Source organism: Massilimicrobiota sp. An105 (genome assembly GCF_002161155.1).
Taxonomy (GTDB): Bacteria; Bacillota_I; Bacilli_A; order Erysipelotrichales; family Coprobacillaceae; genus Allocoprobacillus; species Allocoprobacillus merdigallinarum.
Genome location: NZ_NFLY01000006.1, coordinates 48,740 through 69,957 on the forward strand (window position 1 = coordinate 48,740; position 21,218 = coordinate 69,957).

20 protein-coding genes are annotated in these 21,218 nt (G+C 33.1%); 5 read left to right on the top strand and 15 right to left on the bottom strand.

All coding sequences use genetic code 11. From position 1 onward, the window contains the following. Positions 1 to 10 precede the first annotated feature (10 nt). The 7 genes from uvrA to gap all read right to left on the bottom strand — a co-directional run bounded on the left by uvrA (position 11) and on the right by gap (position 10,044). Entirely contained in the window at positions 11 to 2,836 is a 2,826-nt protein-coding gene (uvrA, locus tag B5E48_RS02625) for an excinuclease ABC subunit UvrA (RefSeq protein ID WP_087303996.1), read from the bottom strand. After that, positions 2,823 to 4,166 (bottom strand): CCA tRNA nucleotidyltransferase, encoded by a 1,344-nt coding sequence (locus tag B5E48_RS02630; protein ID WP_087244530.1) that lies wholly within the window; start codon positions 4,164 to 4,166, stop codon positions 2,823 to 2,825. The genes uvrA and B5E48_RS02630 overlap by 14 nt, the downstream gene beginning before the upstream one ends. Then, a complete protein-coding gene (gene uvrB, locus B5E48_RS02635) occupies positions 4,166 to 6,139 on the bottom strand; it encodes an excinuclease ABC subunit UvrB (RefSeq protein ID WP_087244529.1) in 1,974 nt (657 codons plus the stop codon). Before uvrB ends, B5E48_RS02630 begins: the two co-directional genes overlap by 1 nt. Before the next feature lie 12 nt (positions 6,140 to 6,151). Next, the gene (locus tag B5E48_RS02640; RefSeq protein WP_087303997.1) at positions 6,152 to 7,585 is read right to left on the bottom strand and encodes a S41 family peptidase; all 1,434 of its coding nucleotides are present in this window, start codon (positions 7,583 to 7,585) and stop codon (positions 6,152 to 6,154) included. Between the two features lie 88 nt (positions 7,586 to 7,673). After that, positions 7,674 to 8,042, bottom strand: coding sequence for a metal-dependent transcriptional regulator (locus B5E48_RS02645; protein WP_087244527.1), 369 nt, complete (start codon positions 8,040 to 8,042; stop codon positions 7,674 to 7,676). Positions 8,043 to 8,085: 43 nt separating this feature from the next. Further along, on the bottom strand, positions 8,086 to 8,865 hold the full coding sequence (locus B5E48_RS02650) for a ZIP family metal transporter (RefSeq protein ID WP_087303998.1): 780 nt from the start codon (positions 8,863 to 8,865) through the stop codon (positions 8,086 to 8,088). Between the two features lie 162 nt (positions 8,866 to 9,027). Continuing rightward, entirely contained in the window at positions 9,028 to 10,044 is a 1,017-nt protein-coding gene (gene gap, locus B5E48_RS02655) for a type I glyceraldehyde-3-phosphate dehydrogenase (protein ID WP_087244524.1), read from the bottom strand. 221 nt (positions 10,045 to 10,265) lie between these two features. On the opposite strand from gap, the gene B5E48_RS02660 reads away from it, so the two are divergent. Then, a complete protein-coding gene (locus B5E48_RS02660) occupies positions 10,266 to 10,862 on the top strand; it encodes an ATP-dependent Clp protease proteolytic subunit (protein WP_087303999.1) in 597 nt (198 codons plus the stop codon). On the opposite strand, the gene B5E48_RS02665 is transcribed toward B5E48_RS02660, so the two are convergent. From B5E48_RS02665 to B5E48_RS02685, 5 genes are all read right to left on the bottom strand, one after another. Then, entirely contained in the window at positions 10,844 to 11,251 is a 408-nt protein-coding gene (locus B5E48_RS02665; protein WP_087244522.1) for a hypothetical protein, read from the bottom strand. The genes B5E48_RS02660 and B5E48_RS02665 overlap by 19 nt on opposite strands. Positions 11,252 to 11,292: 41 nt before the next feature. After that, positions 11,293 to 11,838 carry a uridine kinase family protein gene (locus B5E48_RS02670; RefSeq protein ID WP_087304000.1) on the bottom strand — a complete coding sequence of 182 codons (546 nt, stop codon included), beginning with the start codon at positions 11,836 to 11,838 and terminating at the stop codon, positions 11,293 to 11,295. Further along, positions 11,839 to 12,714, bottom strand: coding sequence for a DMT family transporter (locus tag B5E48_RS02675; protein ID WP_087304001.1), 876 nt, complete (start codon positions 12,712 to 12,714; stop codon positions 11,839 to 11,841). Next, the gene (locus B5E48_RS02680) at positions 12,704 to 13,684 is read right to left on the bottom strand and encodes an asparaginase (RefSeq protein WP_087304002.1); all 981 of its coding nucleotides are present in this window, start codon (positions 13,682 to 13,684) and stop codon (positions 12,704 to 12,706) included. The genes B5E48_RS02675 and B5E48_RS02680 overlap by 11 nt, the downstream gene beginning before the upstream one ends. 99 nt (positions 13,685 to 13,783) lie before the next feature. Continuing rightward, on the bottom strand, positions 13,784 to 14,050 hold the full coding sequence (locus B5E48_RS02685; RefSeq protein WP_087304003.1) for a DUF2624 family protein: 267 nt from the start codon (positions 14,048 to 14,050) through the stop codon (positions 13,784 to 13,786). A 164-nt stretch (positions 14,051 to 14,214) separates the two neighbouring features. On the opposite strand from B5E48_RS02685, the gene B5E48_RS02690 reads away from it, so the two are divergent. From B5E48_RS02690 to B5E48_RS02705, 4 genes are all read left to right on the top strand, one after another. Then, the gene (locus B5E48_RS02690) at positions 14,215 to 14,754 is read left to right on the top strand and encodes a TetR/AcrR family transcriptional regulator (protein ID WP_087244517.1); all 540 of its coding nucleotides are present in this window, start codon (positions 14,215 to 14,217) and stop codon (positions 14,752 to 14,754) included. Between the two features lie 8 nt (positions 14,755 to 14,762). After that, positions 14,763 to 16,097 carry an MATE family efflux transporter gene (locus B5E48_RS02695; RefSeq protein ID WP_087304004.1) on the top strand — a complete coding sequence of 445 codons (1,335 nt, stop codon included), beginning with the start codon at positions 14,763 to 14,765 and terminating at the stop codon, positions 16,095 to 16,097. A 130-nt stretch (positions 16,098 to 16,227) separates the two neighbouring features. Beyond that, on the top strand, positions 16,228 to 16,776 hold the full coding sequence (locus B5E48_RS02700) for a LemA family protein (protein WP_087296701.1): 549 nt from the start codon (positions 16,228 to 16,230) through the stop codon (positions 16,774 to 16,776). Between the two features lies 1 nt (position 16,777). Next, a complete protein-coding gene (locus B5E48_RS02705; RefSeq protein WP_087304005.1) occupies positions 16,778 to 18,526 on the top strand; it encodes a DUF2207 family protein in 1,749 nt (582 codons plus the stop codon). Between the two features lie 77 nt (positions 18,527 to 18,603). Here the strand turns inward: B5E48_RS02705 and B5E48_RS02710 are convergent, their stop codons facing one another. The 3 genes from B5E48_RS02710 to B5E48_RS02720 form a co-directional block, all read right to left on the bottom strand. Next, positions 18,604 to 19,074 (bottom strand): immunoglobulin-like domain-containing protein, encoded by a 471-nt coding sequence (locus B5E48_RS02710; protein WP_087304006.1) that lies wholly within the window; start codon positions 19,072 to 19,074, stop codon positions 18,604 to 18,606. Positions 19,075 to 19,083: 9 nt separating this feature from the next. Continuing rightward, positions 19,084 to 20,568 carry a glycerol kinase GlpK gene (gene glpK, locus B5E48_RS02715; RefSeq protein WP_087304007.1) on the bottom strand — a complete coding sequence of 495 codons (1,485 nt, stop codon included), beginning with the start codon at positions 20,566 to 20,568 and terminating at the stop codon, positions 19,084 to 19,086. Between the two features lie 103 nt (positions 20,569 to 20,671). Further along, positions 20,672 to 21,199, bottom strand: a complete 528-nt coding sequence (locus tag B5E48_RS02720) for a VanZ family protein (RefSeq protein WP_158097250.1) — start codon at positions 21,197 to 21,199, stop codon at positions 20,672 to 20,674. Positions 21,200 to 21,218: the final 19 nt, after the last annotated feature.

Below are 21,218 nucleotides of genomic sequence, written 5' to 3' on the forward strand. Positions count from 1 at the left end.
GTATTTCCTCCTACTCTAAGACCATTTTCAAGAAACGTCCTGTATGACTTTTTTGACATGCTGCGACTTTTTCTGGCGTTCCTGATACTACAATTGTACCACCATTGTCGCCACCTTCCAATCCTAAATCAATAATGTGATCAGCAACTTTAATCACATCAAGATTATGTTCAATCACAATCACAGTATCACCCTGTTCAACAATACGATTTAAAACTTCAATCAGACGTGCTACATCATGACTATGTAAACCAGTTGTTGGTTCATCTAAAATATATACTGTTTTTCCTGTTGCTTTCTTTTGTAATTCACTGGCAAGCTTCACACGCTGCGCTTCTCCACCAGATAATGTTGTGGCGCTTTGACCAAGTTTTATATAACCAAGTCCTACATCATAAATCGTTTGAAGCTTAGAACGAATACGTGGTAAATTATCAAAGAATGTTAAAGAATCTTCAATGGTCATCTCTAAGACATCATAGATAGTCTTATCTTTATAAGTCACCTGTAATGTTTCTTCATTGTAGCGTTTACCACCACATTCTTCACAAGGTACATAAACATCAGGTAAAAAATGCATACTGATACGTTTGACACCATCACCTTGACACGCTTCACAACGTCCACCCTTGACATTAAATGAAAAACGTCCTTTATCATATCCACGCATTTTTGCTTCAGGTGTTTTCGCAAACAATTCACGAATATCATCAAAGACACCTGTATAAGTCACAGGATTAGAACGTGGTGTACGTCCAATCGGATCTTGTGAGACTTCAATGACTTTATCTACATTTTCTAAACCAAGAATTTCTTTATGTTTTCCTGGTTTTTCTTTAGAATGATAAAGTTTTGCACGCATGGCTTTACATAAAACTTCATTCACCAATGTTGATTTTCCACTTCCTGATACACCCGTTACACAGATGAATTTTCCAAGTGGAAATTTAACATTAATATTTTTTAAGTTATTTTCCTTAGCACCTTTTACTTCAATATATAATCCATTCCCTTTGCGTCGCTTTGATGGAACTGGAATCTTATATTCTCCTGAAAGATATTTTCCAGTGATAGAATGGGGATTCTTCATGACTTCTTCAGGTGTTCCTGCTGCGACAACCTGACCACCATGAACTCCAGCACCTGGCCCAATATCAATAATATAATCAGAAGCACGCATCGTATCTTCATCATGTTCTACAACAATCACACTATTGCCTAAATCACGCATATTACATAACGTTTTAATTAATTTTTCATTATCACGTTGATGTAAACCAATAGATGGTTCATCTAATACATAAAGAACCCCTGTTAAACGTGAACCAATTTGTGTCGCTAAACGGATACGTTGTGCTTCTCCTCCAGACAAACCACCAGCACGTCTTGATAATGTTAGATAACCTAATCCTACATCATTTAAGAATGTTAAACGATCTTTAATTTCCTTAATAATCAGACGTGCAATATTTGTTTCTGTTTCATTCAGTTTTAAATTCTGTACAAAATCAAGTGCTTTTTCAATAGACATATCAGTAAATTCACTGATATTTAATCCACCCACCTGTACACTTAAAACTTGTTCATTCAATCTTTTTCCCTGACATGTTGGACATGTATGTTCAGCCATAAATGAAGCATACCATTCTTTTGACCATGAAGAAGTTGTTTCTTCATAACGTCTTTGAATCAGTGTTTTCACACCTTCGATTGGTTTTGTCGTTTGAGAAACATTTCCTGAACTTGACTGTAATGTATATGTAATAGGTTTATCAGAACCATATAAAATAATATCTAATTCTTTCTTACTAAAATCTTTAAGCGGTTTATCTAAGTCAATATGATATTCTCGACATAAAACAAGAAATCTCTGCCATTCAATACGATCAGTTCCTACTGATGTTTTGAAATAACGAATTCCTCCCTGATTAATACTTAATGACCAGTCAGGAATCAATAAATCATTATCAACTTCATTTTTTACACCAATCCCTTTACAATCTGGACAGGCACCCAATGGGTTATTAAAAGAAAATAAACGTGGTTCTAATTTAGGAACACTAAATCCACAATATGGACAAGCTAAATGTTGAGAAAAAAGCTTTTCTGTTTTTTCATTCAAGTTTTCAACAATAACTTCCCCACCAGTTAATTTTAATCCTGTTTCCAAAGAATCCGCTAAACGTGAGCGATATCCTTCCTTTTTAATAATTCTATCCACTACAACATCAATATTATGTTTTTTATTTTTATCCAAAACAATATCTTCATCTAAAAGACGCATTTCACCATCCACTTTGACACGTAAAAAACCATCTTTCACTAATTGTTCAAATAAATCCTTATGTGTCCCTTTTTGATTACGACACATTCTTGCTAGAACCTGTAATTTTGTTCCATCTTCATATTGATCAATTGTATCAACCATTTGTTTAATTGTCTGTGATTCAATCAACACATGATGGGTTGGACAATAGGCATGTCCAACTCTGGCATATAACAATCTTAAATAATCAAAAATTTCAGTCACTGTTCCAACTGTTGATCGAGGATTATTTGATGTTGTCTTTTGATCAATCGCAATCGCCGGTGATAAACCATCAATACTATCCACATCAGGCTTTTCCACACCACCTAGAAATTGTCTGGCATAAGCACTTAATGATTCAACATAGCGTCTTTGTCCTTCCGCATAAATCGTATCAAATGCCAGTGATGTTTTTCCACTCCCAGATAATCCTGTCATAATGACAAGCTGATCTCGAGGAATTTCTACATTTATATTTTTTAAATTATTAACTCTTGCGCCTTTGATAATAATTTTATCTTTGTTCATACTTCCTCAAACTCCTTAATATCTTTTCCTTACTCAAACCTTGCAACTGCAAATCATAGGCTTCATCTAACATCTGCTTAAATAAATGTGTTGAAGTCAAACCATTTGCTAATAAATCATCACCACGAATCAGTGGCAATGGCGCTTGAACACCTAAACGTTTTTGCTTATCTTGAATATATAACCAAAACTCATCATATTGTTCCTGAGCTACTTTTCCCCTTCCTAACTTATCACAACAGCTTATATAAATCAAATCATTCATAGAAACTTTTCCATCAATCTTCTTTAAAAGTCTTAAATAAGATAAATCCTTTGCATGATGACGTGACATATTCATTAAATGCATATGATACATGATCATTGTGGAAATATATTGTCTTTCTTTTTTAGATGTGATGATTGGAACATTTTGAAATACCTGCACACCTGCTTCATTATGTTTAGGCGCATGTCCTTCTTTGGTTGTTACCAAAGGTTTCCCTATATCATGAAGTAAACATGCCCACATAAACCATAGAGGATGATCGGTTTTCTTTTTCACATGACTGGCTACATCTATAACCAGCATCGTGTGCGTGAAAACATCATCTTCAGGATGAAAATCTAAACGCTGATGCGTTGTTGTCAGAGCCTGTAAATAAGGTGGTAAAGCTCCTATATCTTTTAAAAACATAAATCCTAATGATGGTTGTGGTGCCATCAGGATTTGACAATACTCCTGATAAATTCTTTCATATGATAAATGATCCAGCATATGTGACTGTGCCATAGAACGACATAGATTCAAAGTCTTCTCTTCAACTTGAAATTCAAATTGGGCGACAAAACGTGCCACTCTTAAAACACGCAAAGGATCTTCCATGAAATGTTCAGGATCCACACAACGAATGATATGCTGATCAATATCTGATAAACCACCACATAAATCAATGACACGTTGTTCTAAGTAATCATACATGAGTGCATTCATTGTCAGATCACGCCTCAAAACAGCTTTTTCTAATGGTAAATCAGGATCAATCATCACTTCAAAATCCTGATGCTTGTGACCAGTTTTTGTTTCCTGTCGAGGTAAGGCAAAGTCATAATGAGGAAGCTCTTCTAACTGAACAATCGCAAAAGATTTTCCAAATGTATGAACATGACCATATTTTTGTAAAATAGCACACAGTTTTTCATAACTTAAATGATAGACTTCTACATCTACATCATGCTGATCATAACGTCCTAAGATTTCATCACGAACAGATCCACCGACAATATAAACTTTTCCACCATGAGCGATCATATCATCAAAAATCTCTTGAGCCAAAGCATCTATTTTCATTACTTTTCACCTTTAAGTTCCATAATAATATCTCTTAATTCCATAGCTCTTTCAAAATCAAGCACTTTCGCAGCTTCTTTCATTTCTTTTTCTAGATCTGCAATCAGTTTCTTCTTTGCTTTTTGAGGTGCTTTTTTACCTTTTTGTAATAATGAAGAAGCTTCTTCCATTGTTTCTTTACCTTGAATTAAATCATGAATTTCTTTATGAATAGTCTGTGGAATAATATGATGTTCTTTATTATAGGCTTCTTGAATTTCACGACGACGATTTGTTTCATCAATCGCTTTTTGCATAGATTCTGTTATATGATCACCATACATAATCACTTTTCCATTCGCATTTCTGGCCGCACGTCCAATCGTCTGAATTAATGAACGTTCACTTCTTAAGAACCCTTCTTTATCCGCATCTAAAATACAAACTAGAGATACTTCAGGTAAATCCAACCCTTCTCTTAACAGGTTAATTCCCACCAGTACATCATATTTTCCAAGTCTTAAATCTCTTAAAATTTCAGTACGTTCTAATGTTTTTGTATCTGAATGTAAATAAGCGACTTTTAACCCTACTTCTTTTAAATAAGCACTAAGATCTTCAGCCATACGTTTTGTAAGTGTTGTAATTAAAACTCTCTCTTTTTTATCAATACGTTCATGAATTTCATCAATCAGATCATCAATCTGATTTTTTGTTGGACGAACATCAATAATAGGATCCAACAAACCTGTTGGGCGAATAATCTGTTCTGCATATTCACCATGTGTTTTTTCTAATTCATAGTCACCTGGCGTTGCCGAAACATAAATCACCTGATTAATAATCTTTTCAAACTCTTCAAAACGCAATGGTCGATTATCCAAGGCACTTGGTAAACGGAAACCATATTCAACCAATGTTTCTTTACGGCTGCGATCACCATTAAACATACCTCTGACCTGTGGTAACATCACATGACTTTCATCAACAATCATTAAAAAGTCATCTGGAAAATAATCAATTAAAGTATAAGGACGTTGTCCTGCTTTTCGTCCATCAATATGACGTGAATAATTTTCAATTCCTGGACACATCCCTACTTCTCTTAACATTTCAATATCGTGACGTGTACGCTGATCTAGACGTTCATATTCCAGTGGTTTCATAGCATCCTTAAAATATTGTAAACGGTCTTGAAGTTCTTCGGAAATCGTATCACAGGCATGTAACATTTGTTCCTTTTTTGTGACATAGCCATAAGCCGGATAAATCGTATATGTTTTATAACGACTCAAGACTTTACCAGTCAAAGGATCTACCTCACTGATTCCTTCCACTTCATCACCAAAAAGCTCTATACGAATCAGCCAGCTTTCTGTATGTCCAGGTACAATTTCAATGACATCACCACGTACCCTGAACGTCCCTTTTGACTGTTCGATATCATTTCTTTGGTATTGACGATCTACAAGATAAGTTAAGAGTTCGCGACGATCAATTTCCTGACCGACACGTAATGAGAAAATCATTTCTTTATATTGTTCAGGATTTCCTAAACCATAAATAGAAGCCACTGATGCAACGACAATCGTATCTCTTCTTTCTAATAAAGAATTCATGGCTGCTGAACGCAACATTTCTATTTCATAATTTGTTTTTGCATTTTTATCTATGTATGTATCACTTTTTGGAATATAAGCTTCTGGCTGATAAAAATCGAAGTTAGAAACAAAATATTCCACACGATTTTCAGGAAAAAATTCTTTTAATTCTGAATATAATTGTCCAGCTAAAGTTTTATTATGGGCTAATACCAGTGTTGGTTTATTCACCTGAGCAATAACATTAGAAACAGTAAATGTTTTTCCTGTTCCCGTTCCTCCCAGTAAAACCTGTTCCTTTTTTCCAGCACGTATTCCATCAACCAGCTGTTGAATAGCTGCTGGTTGATCACCCATTGGTGAATATTTGGAAACTAATTTAAATTGTTCCATTTTAGCACCTCCCTATTGAATCAATTGATTCACTTTTTGTAGATAAACATCCTCTTTTTCTTGATACAAATGATATGTTAAAGCACTTAAAAGAATTAAACGATCATTTTGAGAATAAATACCATCCTGTTTTAAAGCATAATCTTTTTCAAATGCTTCTAAAGCTGTTGTTGTCTGATGTGAAAAATATCCATCCTGACGATCTAATGAATAACCTAATTCTTGAAGCATTTCCTGCATATATTGAATATTATCATCAACATCATCATATTGATAAGATTGTTTCATTTCACCTACATGAAAATCATGGATATTAGTTTCATCAATGACATAATCTGGTTCTAATCCTGTGCCATTGATCCATGTTCCATGAGGGGTTAACCATTTTTCATGAGTGTATTTCAATACAGATGAATTAGAAAGAGTCACTTGTGTTTGTGCAACACCTTTACCATAAGTCGTTTCACCAATCAATTGATAATCTAAATTCTCTTTCAAACCTGCACTTAAAACTTCTGAAGCACTGGCAGTTTGCTGATTCACTAAAATATAGCCATGTTCAAATACATATTTTTCCCGACTGGTTGCTTTATATTCTTCCGTTTTGCCATCTTTATCCTGAAGAGAAAATAATGTTTGTCCTTCTGGCACAAATAAATCAAGAATCTCTTGGGCGGCATTCAAATAACCTCCACTATTATCCCTTAAATCAATGATAATGTGGTTGATTTTTTGTAATTTCATATCTTGCAGCTTCGTTTCAATAACTTCATGAATATTTTCACCAAAAGTCACAATTCTCACATAACCAACTTTCTGTTGGTTTACAGTCATAATAGAAGAAGCAATTGATGTATCCACATTTTGACGTGTTGCTGTTAGATTTTGACTTTTTCCATCTCTTAATAGACGTAAAGCAACTTGACTCTGACTTTCACCCTGTATCATTTCTTTAACTTTATCTGATGTATATCCAGCGATTGAAGTTCCTTCAATGTGCGTAATAATATCTCCTTTTTGTATACCTGCTTTTTGAGCTGGCGTATTTTGATACACATCCAACACAATAGCACCATCATCTACCATTGTATACGTAATCCCTATACCTTCAAAAGTCCCATTAATAGATGTTCCTAATTCCTGTGACTGTTCCAATGATAAATATGAAGAATAAGGATCTCCTAATGCTAAAACCATTCCATTTAGCATACGTTCCTGTAAACTTGTATCATTATCACTTGTATCTAAAAAATCATTTTCAATAATTTGCGCAATTTCATTATAGACATCACTATCAGTGCCATAACGATTGGACTGGAAGTCATGAATAAAATAACCACCAACACCTCCAATCACCAGACATAAAATACAAGCCATCATATAGATAGGTCCTTTTTTTAATCTTGTTTTCTTTTTTTGATCATATTCGAACTGAAAATCGTCCATACATACACCTCGTTTTTTTATTCTATCATAGATGACAATTATTTTTAACTCATAAACCCTTTTTTTCTACAAACAAAGAAAAGCAATCCTAAGACTGCTTCTTTAAAAAGTTTTGAATACATTGTTGTGTTTCGTCACTAATAATATGTTCAATACGACAAGCATCTTCTTCGGCCTGTTTAACACTTACACCAATAGAAACAAGGAACTCTGTTAAAATCTGATGACGGCCATACACTTTTTCTGCAATACGACGTCCTTCATCAGTAAAATCAATATATCCCTTATCATCTACAACAATCAATTGAGATTCTTTTAAAAGTTTAATTGCACGTGATACACTTGGTTTAGAAAAATCCATAGTATGTGCAATATCAATAGAACGAACATATTCATTTTGATTCTTTAAGATTAATATCGTTTCTAAATACATTTCACCTGATTCATGCAAGTCCATTTTTGTCACCTCATATCAATTTATATCATTATATCACACTTCACTATCCCAATGCTACATCTAATATCATCATGATGACAAAACCAATCGCAAAGCCAATCGTCGCAATATTTGAATGTGTCCCTTGCGAACCTTCAGGAATCAGCTCTTCTACAACGACATATGCCATTGCGCCAGCGGCAAACGATAAAAGATAAGGCAAGATCGGTACAAAAAACTGTGACAGGACAATCATTAATATAGCACCCATAGGTTCAACAATCCCAGATAACATCCCATACAGAAAAGCTTTTCCTTTAGACACTCCTTCACTTTTTAATGGCATAGAAATAATAGCCCCTTCTGGAAAATTCTGTATCGCAATACCCAATGATAAGGCAATAGCCCCAGCAATAGAAACATCGCTATTGCCCATCAAGGCTCCTGCAAAAACAACTCCAACTGCCATCCCTTCAGGAAAATTATGCATTGTGACTGCTAAAATTAACATTGTTGTACGTTGCAAGTGCGATTTCTTTCCTTCTACCTGATGATCCAAATGCATATGTGGAATAGTACGATCTAAAAATAATAGAAAGAAAATTCCCAATAAAAAACCAACTGCCGCAGGTATAAAAGATAATTTTCCTAAACTTGCTGACATATCTAAAGCCGGAATCAAAAGTGACCAGACTGAAGCCGCAATCATCACTCCAGAAGCAAATCCCAGCAGAACTTTTTGAACACGATTATCCATTTTTTGTTTCATAAAGAAAACACAGGCTGCACCTAATGTTGTCCCAATAAATGGTATCATAATACCAATCAAAACAGATGTATTCATGTTTTAACACCTCTTTTCTTTAGGTATTATCTTACTATATATCATTTTATCTTTCAAAATATATGATAAAAAATATCTGTCATACATTTGACACAAGAATCAAATCGTCTTTTGACATAAAAAAATCTTGGGAATACAATGTACTCCCAAGAAGTTTCTAAATTATTTAGTTAATTCAGCGAAATATTTAATAGTTCTAACCATGTTAGAAGTATAAGAATTTTCGTTGTCATACCAAGCAACAGTTTGAACTTCAGTAGTTCCGTTATCTAATGCTTTAACCATAGTTTGAGTTGCATCAAATAATGAACCATAAGTCATTCCAATAATATCTGAAGATACTAATTGTTCTTCAGTGTATCCAAATGATGGAGTTACAGCTGCTTTCATAGCTTCGTTAACTTGTTCTACAGTAACTTCACCTTCAACAACTGAAGTTAAGATAGTTGTAGATCCAGTAGGAACTGGTACACGTTGAGCAGAACCGATTAATTTTCCATTTAATTCAGGGATAACTAAACCGATAGCTTTTGCAGCTCCAGTTGAGTTAGGCACGATATTAACTGCAGCAGCACGTGCTCTTCTTAAGTCACCTTTTCTATGAGGTCCATCTAATACCATTTGGTCACCAGTATAAGCGTGTACTGTTAACATGATACCAGATTTGATTGGTGCTAATTTGTTTAATGCGTTAGCCATAGGTGCTAAACAGTTAGTTGTACAAGATGCAGCTGAAATAATTGTATCATCAGCAGTTAATGTTCCTTCGTTTACACCAAATACAACAGTTGGTAAATCATTTCCAGCTGGTGCAGAAATAACAACTTTTTTAGCTCCTGCATCAATATGAGCTTGAGATTTAGCTTTAGAAGTATAGAAACCTGTACATTCTAATACTACATCTACTCCTAATTCTCCCCAAGGTAATTTAGAAGCATCTGCTTCTTTGTAGATTTCGATTTCTTTTCCATCTACTACGATTGAAGATTCTTTAGCTTCTACTGTATCAGCTAAAGCATATTTACCTTGAGCTGAATCATATTTTAATAAGTGTGCTAACATTTTAGGATCTGTTAAGTCGTTGATTGCAACAACTTCATATCCTTCAGCTCCAAACATTTGTCTAAATGCTAGACGTCCGATACGTCCAAAACCGTTAATTGCTACTTTTACTGCCATTTTTATGACATCCTCCTTACTAATAATTTATGTCTATATTATAGTCCACAAACCCAAAGAAATCAATAAAAGTTGTGCGCTTTATATAATTTTTTTCACAAGAATGAAAATCTTTTCTCGTTTTTTAACTTCGCTTAACTCAATATTAACGCAAGAAAAAATCAATTTTCTATGAATAATCCAACACAAATTTCTCTATAATGAATTATGGAGGTACACTTATGCATTTTATACCCACTGTGATATTAAAAAAGAATTCTAAAGAATATGCTTATGATATTTTCTCAAGATTATTAGAAGATCGCATTATTATGCTCTGTGGTGAAATTAATGATGAGATGGCAAGCTCCATTGTCAGTCAGCTTCTCTATCTTGAATCATTGGACAGTCAGGCTGATATTGATATGTATATTCATTCTCCAGGTGGCAGTGTTTCCGCTGGTTTAGCTATCTTCGATACGATGAATTTTGTAAAATGTGATGTCTCAACCATCAGTATTGGTCTTTCAGCCAGTATGGGTGCTTTTTTATTAGCTGCTGGAAAAAAAGGAAAACGCTATGCATTAGAAAATAGTGAAATTATGATTCATCAGCCTCTAGGTGGAGCACAAGGTCAAGCCAGTGATATTGAAATTTCTACCCGTCATATATTAAAACAAAAAGAAAAGCTCAATCGCTTATTATCTCAAATGACCAATCAACCCTTACGTCGTATTAAAAAAGATACTGATCGTGACTATTTTATGAATGCCTATGATGCATTAGATTATGGATTGATTGATGAAGTATTAAAAAACAATCAAGGTGAAACACTTTGATTGTTTTTTAGTATAACTTGTAATTGTCCATCTTCTAGATTTAAACTTTCAATAGGTAAATCAATCTCATATTGAATCTGGTTATCTTTCCAAATGATATGTGAGTCTTGTAAAAAAGACTTCAGAAAACTCATAATAGGAAACTGTAAAAATAAATATTCAACCTTGCCTTGAATATTTTCAAATACAAAGTGCTGATTTTCATATTTCAAATTGAACTCACACAAAACATCAACATGATATTGATTATACAAAACAACTGATGTCATCAAGAGATGATCTTCTTTTATTTTCAAATTCATTTCCTGTAAAACAACATCATACTTTTTTAAAACTGACTGTAAAATAAAGGATAATCCTATTTGCATTTCTGCTTCATTTAAAATCACTATATCACCCATATATTATATGTATAGCGTGATCAAATATGTCATCGTTCTAAAACAGGGTACTTTTCAAAAATATCAAAAGCATCAAAATATTGATTTTCCATCGGAATCCAGCGATGAATAAACTGATCTATTTTTTCAGGATTTCTTTTGAATAAACGTTCTTTTTGCGTAAGTGGCGAAATCTTTAAAACAATTCCATGCGTATAATAACGTTGTAAAGAAGGATGTAATGCATAGCTCCCCTCAATAATGTTAAAGGGTGAATACGGTATTTCCTGAACTGTTTGAAATGACATCGTCTGACAGTCAAAAGGCTGATAAAAAACAGATTGTTGTAAAGATAAAGGTTTTAAGACCGTTTCTAAAAAGCGTTCATAATGCACATTACCACCAGGTTGCTGTAACCTTTGTGGTGTACGCATTTCTAATGGCAAAAAGAAATCATCCATATGAAAAACATGTGCATGCCATTTTTCTTGTAAACTTTGAGCTAAAGTTGTTTTACCACTGCCACTCATCCCATCAATAGCAAGTAAAAATGATGATTGCTTAGATAAATCATTCATCAGTTCATCCATTCTCATTTAAGATTCTCCTTCTTGATTTTGACTTTTCACTAAGATAAAAGTCGATAATAAAACAAGTATACATCCTATTACTTTCAATAATGTTAATCCTTCATTCAACCATAAAACACCAACAACAATACTTGTGATAGGCTCTAAAGTTGATAAAATAGCCGTTAAAGATGCCCCTAAACAATAAATACCTTTTTGTAGTAAAACAACACCAATTAAAGATGTCAGCACAGCAACAACAGCTGATAAAATATATGCTTCTATTGGCATGATATGAATACGTCCCAATACCATGGCTAAAATCAGTATCACGATCGTATTCATAACGACCAGATAAAAATTAAAAACATAGGGACTCATATAACGAATCGAAGAATGATCCATACCCACCATATAATAAGCAAAGAAAACACCTGATAAAATTGCTAATAAAGCGCCTAATAAAGAAGATGCAGATGAATCCATAAAACAGAAAATACCTAGGATGGCTAAAACAAGACATAAAATCTGTTGCTTGTTGAGTTTTTGCTGATAAAACAAAAAATTCATACAGCATACAAACAATGGATATAAAAAGTGTAGAACCGTTGCACTTCCTACTCCTATATATTCATAAGATGAATACAATAAGACAATTGTCAATGTATTTCCAAAAAAGCCTACTTTGAAAACATCTAAAAGCTGCTGACGATTCAATCGTAATGATTTTCCCTGATAAAGAACAATAAATAAAAATAACGGCAAGACAAATAAATGTCTTAAAAAAGCCAATTGTATACCATTATTCCCCATTGCATATGTCATTTTCCCAATAGCTGGTGTTACTCCAAAAAGAATAGTGGCAATCATTGTAAAAATAATACCTTTGCGTTTAGTATTCATTAAAAAACTCCTTAATTCTTTGACGATCATGTGTATATGTTAATGCCAGCATTAATAAAACTCTGGCTTTTTGTGGTGTTAAAGTATTTCCAGGTATACAACAATGATGAGGATCAAACACTTCATCATCAAAAACAATACCTTGTGACACTCTTGAACAACGGACAAAAATAATGCCCTGTTTTGATAAATCTTCAATCGCATGTAACCAGTCCTGACTATAATTCCCACTTCCCGATCCTGTTAATATAATTCCTTGATGATTTAAAGCTAATGAATAGAGAATTTCATGACTTGCACCCGCATAAAAATAAGCAATTCCTACTGCTGGTAAGTCATTATAATTTTGGCTAGAAAAAAGAGATTGAAGAGTATGTTTTTTAAATGTTTTTGAAAAGAAATGAACTTCATGGTCTTGCATATAACCCAAACATCCAAATGCCTTTTGTTCAAAAGCATCTACCTTAAAATTATTGACTTTTTGGATATCTCTACCCGAATATATCGTACTCGAAAAAAGTCCCATGACACCCTGATTATAGGCTTCATCATTAGCTGCCAGACAAACAGCCTGATATAAATTATAAGGCCCATCAGCACTGGTTGCTGTGGCAGGACGCATAGCCCCTGTCACAACAACTGGTTTAGATGTATGTAATGTCAAATTCAAAAAATAAGCCGTTTCATCTAAAGTATCTGTTCCATGAGTCACCACAATACCATCAATATCATCACGTTCAACCAGTTCATTAATCTGACGTGACAACATAATCCATCTTTGTGGTGTCATCTCATTACTATCTACATTCATTAATTGATATTCTTTAATATGTGCAACTTGATTTAACATTGGAATAGATTCAATAATTTCATTAACATCCATTTCTCCTGCATGGTAGGCTACAGCTTTTCCTATCTGTCCTCTCCCAGCAATCGTTCCACCAGTTGCGACAATTGCAATTGTTTTCATATATTCTCTCACCCACAGGACATTCTATCATTTTATGATTGATGAAACAATAAAAAAACCACCTGTTTGGTGGCTATAAAAAAACCACCTGTTTGGTGGCTATTCTATCTCTTGAAGTAAATAATTCTCATCTAAAAGTGGTTTAAAATTCAAACAAGTTTCACGACTTGTTTTTTGAGATATTTCTGACAATAAGATAGGTGTATACTCATCATTTAAGACTGTGTGAGGATTATCTTGAATGAGATGTAAAATAATCTTTAAATCTCCATCTCCAATTACAATATCATGACGATGACAAAGATTCTGTAAAATCTTTAAAGTCATCTGTTGTAGACGATGGTTCAAGCGATAAAAATTCATCATAAGCTCTCCTCCTTTTTGAGTATATTGTGAAATTCTTATATACTTTTCTTATTTAAATATATTATAATAGATTTAAAATATGTATACAATGTACACATATTCATGATTTATACAATATTAGACACATTGGTTCAAACTGTCCAATATTGAAGGAGGGGATTTGAATGAGAACTGAATATCGTAACGCAACACGTTCAAAATTATTAATAAAAAAAGCTTTTATTGATCTTTTAAAAGAAAAACCTGCCAGCAAAGTGACAGTCACTGATATTATTCATGAAGCCAATATTAGTCGTGGGACATTCTATGCCCATTATTTAGATACAAAGGATTTACTAGAGAGTTTTCAACGTGAATTCATTGAACAGATTTTATATTTTACACGTAAAAATCATAAGCTGACATTAGTTGAACAGCTCAATACATTATTAATGAAAATTTTAGATATTTTAAAGAATGACTATGAAACATACTGTATTTTATCTAATCAGGATTTTACATTTGAATTTTATAATGAAATGAGAGATGCAATGATTCAAGAATTACAACAGGAGTTTTCTCTTTCTCCAGAAACCAAAAGAAGACTTCATATATTCATTGGTGGCTTTATGATATTATTAAGAGAATGGCTTCAAAATGAAAATTTTGAATCTATGGAAGAATATGCCCATACAATGTCTGATCTCATTCTTCATAATTTATAGGGGTTTTTATGAATAATCAGTTAACACATGGTTCTATTACCAAATCATTAATTTTCTTTGCGATACCGATGATTATTGGGAATCTTCTTCAACAGTTCTATAATGTCGCAGATACCTTCATTGTTGGACAATTTCTTGGTTCCAATGCTTTAGCTGCTGTAGGATCTTCTTTTACTTTAATGACCTTTTTAACATCTGTTATTCTAGGGTTATGTATGGGAAGTGGAATCTTATTTTCAATGTATTATGGTGGTCAACAAATAGATAAAATGAAAACTTCTTTTTTTATTTCTTTTATTGGCATTATGATTTTTACAGTCATTCTAGAAATATTATGTCTCATTTTTATTCATCCTATTTTACATTTTATGAATATTCCCCAAGATATCTATCAACAAAGTTATGATTACTTATTTATTATCTTTATCGGTTTCTTTTTTACTTTTCTTTATAATTATTTTGCTTCTTTATTAAGAGCATTAGGAAATTCTAAAGTGCCTCTTTATTTTCTTGCGATTGCAACCATCATCAATATTATTTTAGACGTTTATTTCATTGTCTCTTTTCATATGGGAGTCAGTGGTGCTGCCCTTGCGACAATTATTGCGCAAGCGGTGAGTGGTTTTGGTATTATGATTTATGTTTTCATCAAACAAAAAGATTTATTACCAACACGACAACACTGCTATTTTGATAAAGACATTATCAAAAAGATTAAAGATTATTCATTATTAACATGCATCCAGCAATCTGTTATGAACTTTGGTATTTTGATGATTCAGGGATTAGTCAATAGTTTTGGTGTTATCACTATGTCTGCTTTTGCGGCAGCTGTGAAGATTGACTCTTTTGCCTATATGCCTGTTCAGGATTTTGGCAATGCTTTTTCAACCTTCATCGCTCAAAATCAAGGTGCCAACCTACCAGAACGTATCCACAAAGGGCTTAAATCAGCTATCCTGATTTCTGGTATTTTCTGTATTTTCATTTCTTTAATTGTCTATATTTTTGCACCTACACTCATGCTGATTTTCATTCATCCTGAAGAAGTTGAAATTATTCGTCAAGGTGTTGAATACTTGCAGATTGAAGGTATGTGTTATTTAGGAATTGGATGCTTATTTTTACTCTATGGCTATTACCGTGGTGTTGGAAAGCCTGGCATTTCTGTTGTTTTAACAATTGCCTCTTTAGGAACAAGAGTCGTTTTAGCATATATCTTTGCGCCAATATTAGGTACTGTTGCAATATGGTGGGCTATTCCTATTGGCTGGTTCTTAGCTGATACTATTGGTATTATTTATGGTATAAAAAAAGAAAACTGGACAAAACCAAGTAGATAAGATCAAACACTTATCTACTTTTTTGAAATAAATATTCCATAAAACAATTCTATTTATCTGATGATTTAACAAAAAATTTACAATTTTCATCAAAGAATAGTATATAATGTTGTTATAGGAGGAAAGGATTATGATATTAATAATAGTAGGTATTCTCATTGTTGTTTTGGTATTATATGTGATTGTCTCATATAATGCCTTAGTGAGAGAAAAAAATAAAGTGAAAACAAATTGGGCACAAATTGATGTTGTCTTAAAAAGACGTGCTGATTTGATTCCTAATTTAGTTGAAACTGTCAAAGGTTATGCCAAACATGAAAAGGAAACTTTGGATAGTGTCATGCAAGCCAGAAACACATATATGAACGCTTCTATTCCAAGTGAACAAATGGAAGCAGCGGGAGAATTGACACAGGCCTTAAATAAGATTATGGCAATTAGTGAAGCTTATCCTGATTTAAAGGCGAACACAAACTTTGTCAGTTTACAAAACGAATTGACACAAACTGAAGATAAAATCAGTTTTGCTAGACAATTCTATAATGATTCCGTTTATAGTTATACAAATAAGTTAGAGATGTTCCCTTCTAGCATAATTGCTAGTCTATTTCATTTTGAAAGATTTGATTACTTTGAAATTAATGAAAATGATAAAGAGATTCCTGAGGTGAAATTTTAATATGAAAAAGAAAATATGTCTGATATTTTCTTTACTACTTATTCTCATACCATCGTTATCTTCTTTGGTTTATGGAGCTGATACCCATTTAAATGACATCTCTATCCATACAACTTTAAATAATGATGGAAGTGCACATGTGCAGGAAATTTGGGATATCAATATTGAAGAGGGAACAGAAATTTATAAAGTTTTTGATAATATGGGAGATTCTCATATATCGAATTTTAATGTTGTTGATGATCAAGGCAATCGTTATCAAAATATTGGTGAATGGGATGTTGATCTTGATAAAGAAGACAAAGATGGCAAATGTGGGATGATTCAAGATGGTGATCGCTATGAACTCTGCTTTGGTATTGGTGAGTATGGACGAAGAACTTATACATTTGAATATGATATAGCCAATTTTGTTCAACAATATCAGGACACTCAAGGATTTAACTATGCTTTCTTTTCAGAAATGGAGTTAGAACCTCAACATGTCAAAATCACTGTTTCATCATCACATGATTTCAACAAAAACAATGCGAAAATCTGGGCTTTTGGATATCAGGGTGTTGTCTATTTTGATCATGGTGATGTCATTATGGAAACACAAAGTGCTGTACCTGAAGGTGCTAAGATGCAATTATTGATGCAGATTGATAATGAAACATTTACAAACGCTCATGTGAATGATCAATCTTTTCAAAAGATATTAGAAGATGCGATTGATGGCAGTGAATATGAAGACGAATTTTATGATCAGGGAGATTATTACAACTCTTTTATGTATAAAGATAATACTGCGATGATTATCGCTATTGTCTTTGCAGTGATAGGATTGATTGGTGCAGTTGTCGTCATATTGATTGTGGCTTATACAAGAGGTCGTGTTGATTTTCAATTCAACGATCATATTCCATTAAATCATGAACCACCAATGTTTAGAGACATTCCTTGTCAAAAAGATTTATTTCAATTCTATTACTATGCTAAAAAATTAGGTTTGATTACTGATCAAGATCGTGATGGCCTGATTGCTGCTATTCTATTAAGATGGATTAAAGAAAACTATATTGAATTTCAAAAAGAAGAAGTCAAACAATTTCTCTTCTTTAAAAAAGAAGGCTATTCAGTAGATTTAAATAACGATATTCCTATTACACATCCATTAGAGAAAAAGTTATTTCAATTTTTTAGACAGGCAGCTGGTTCTAATCAGGTCTTAGAAACAGATGAGTTTGAATCGTGGTGCAAAGAAAATTATGAAAAAATTGATGAATGGTTTGAAAGCATTGATGAATATATTGAAAATGAATTAAGAGAACAACATTTATTAACATTAGAAACAACATATACATCATTTTTAAAAATCAGATTCTCACATAGCACTGATACTTATGATGCATCTATCAGAGAAGAAATGGAACATATCATAGGTTTAAAAACTTTCTTAGAGGAAATGAGCATGATTGATGAAAAAGAAGTCATTGAAGTCAAGTTATGGGAAGAATATCTCATTTTTGCTTCTATTTTACAGATTGCCGATAAAGTTCAGGAACAATTAGGAAGATTATGTCCAACCTTCAATGAACAATCACAATTAGATACGATTTATACAATGCATATGGTTCATATGTTCTCACACAACAGTATGAAAGCTTCACATGATGCTTCTATAGCTGCAAGTGGTGGTGGCGGTTCATCATCATTTGCAGGAGGCGGAGGTGGCTTCTCTGGTGGTGGCGGAGGCGGTGTCCGCTAAAATGAAAACATGACTTTGAAGTCATGTTTTTTCATTTTCTAGTCATAAATGTGTTCTTTAACATCTAGCGTAAACTTCTATTCAATCACAAACTCAGCATAATAAGCTTTTTCATCATAGTCACTGCCACCACGAAAATCCTGTATTTCCTTACCAATGCGATATTCTCCTTGTGGTAATGTCCCATAAAGGTCACTCCATTGAATATCCCATTGTGTTAAGTTTTGCATTTTAATGGTATAAGACAAATCTTGCCAAATAGGTTTTTCTGGTGTTGAAAGTTCCTGCCACTTTCCATCTACCTTTTCTTCAATCCAGTATTTTTCACCTGTTTGAAGTTCACCTGTGATCTCTCCACCATTTTGGCTACAAATCAATGTTAAGCCTGTATTGCTGACATCTGTCGAAGACAAAGCAATTCCCCAGTTATCATCAGTTTGAATCAATTCAACAGTTGACTGATCGTTTTTAGCTGTTTTATCGGCTTGCTGACATCCCATCAATAAACATGTTAATAAAGTCAAAGCCACAATTCTTTTTGCTTTCATAAAACCCTCCTACTTAAATACACATGTTGCTGCAATTGCTTTTTGCCACTGCTTATAATATTGTAAAGCTTCTTGTTGATTCATGACTGGATGATATACTTGAGCAAAGTGATGATTTTTCTTGATATCATCCTGACTTTTATAAAAACCTATAGCTAAACCAGCTAAATATGCTGCTCCAAGGGCTGTTGTTTCTTTAACTTGTGGCTGTAATATATCAATATGAAGCATATCACTTTGAAACTGCATTAAAAATGCATTACTTGTTGCTCCACCATCTACTGATAGACTTTTTAAAGAAATATGTGTTTCCTGTTTCATCACTTCGATCACATCGCAACTTTGAAAAGCGATAGACTCTAAAGCTGCACGCACAATATGATTTCTTGAAGTTCCTCGTGTTAAGCCAAAGATTGTTCCTCTGACATCATTTTCCCAATAGGGCGTGCCTAACCCAACAAATGCTGGGATGAGATACACACCTTCATTATTCTTTAAAGATTGAGCCATAGCTTCTGTTTCTCCAACATTTTGTATTAAATGAAGACCATCTCTTAACCATTGCATAACACTTCCGCCAATGAAAACAGACCCTTCTAAAGCATAAGTGATTTCTCCATGAAGTCCCCATGCAATTGTTGTCAATAAACCATTATTTGATGTTACAGGCATATGACCAGTATTCATTAAAATAAAGCATCCTGTTCCATAAGTATTTTTGATATCTCCTGATTGAAAACAAGTATGCCCAAATAATGATGCCTGTTGATCACCTGCAACTCCACAGATAGGTGCTCTAAAATGCAATCCACTCATTTGCGTTTCATCACTGTATCCATATATACATGAAGATTCTTTCACCTTTGGTAACATACTTCTAGGAATATCAAATAACGCTAATAAATCATCATCCCATTTTAAATCATGAATATTATATAACATTGTTCTTGAAGCATTGGTATAATCTGTCGCATGTACTTTTCCACCAGTCAATTTCCAGATCAGCCATGTATCAATCGTTCCAAATAATAACTGATCCTTATGTTCATAATCAATATGATCTAATATCCATTTGATTTTGCTGGCACTAAAATACGGATTAATAATTAATCCCGTTTTTTCTTGAATCATAGGACTATAACCTTTTTCAATCAATTCAACACAAATATCCTGCGATTGACGTGATTGCCAGACAATGGCATGATAAACAGGTTCTCCTGTTGTTTTATCCCATACGACCGTTGTTTCTCTTTGATTGGTTATTCCAATAGCTTTGATCTGTGAAGACTGAATATTATCAATCGTAAACAATGCCTGAACCACTTCTACGACCGAGTTCCATATCTCTTTAGCATCGTGTTCTACCCATCCTGGATGAGGAAAATATTGTTTAAATTCTCTTTGTTGCATATGACATAAATGTCCATGTTGATCAAATAAAATAGCTCTGGTACTTGTCGTTCCCTGATCAATTGCTAAAATATATTCTTCCATAAATACCCTCCTCACTCTATTATAACAAGTCTGTAAATAAAAAACGACTGATTCCATATCAACCGTTTCAAATTTACTGATTCCATATCAATATTTTTTTAATTTAATTAACATCTCCCATTTTTACACAATGAAGTATTTTAGTTACAAATGGTTTGAATAATAAATATAAGATATATCCAATCATACCTCCTGTCACATTTGTTATTATATCAGTTATATCAGATGATCTTACACCATTTATAAATGGTTGTAAGATTTCTATACCTAAACTTAATAGAAAAGTATAGAAAATAACGTTCAATAAATTTATCTTTTTCTCTCTTACTAATGGTAATAAAAATCCAAAAGGAATGGTCATGACTATATTTAATACTACCTGTCTGATAAAATCACCTCTTCCATTTGTTACATCAACAAACGGAACTAAGTTCATCAATTCATAAGGATGATTAAATATAAATGGTAAAGATACTAATATAGGCATTAAAGTCAGATATAATATAAAAGATAAGTATATATACATTATCGTATTTATAAATAATACATCTTTTCCTTGTACTTCCCATTTTCTATAGAACACAAAAATATATATGAAAAATAAAACAATAAAATCAAATAATTCTCTCATGTACATCTCCTTGATAAAT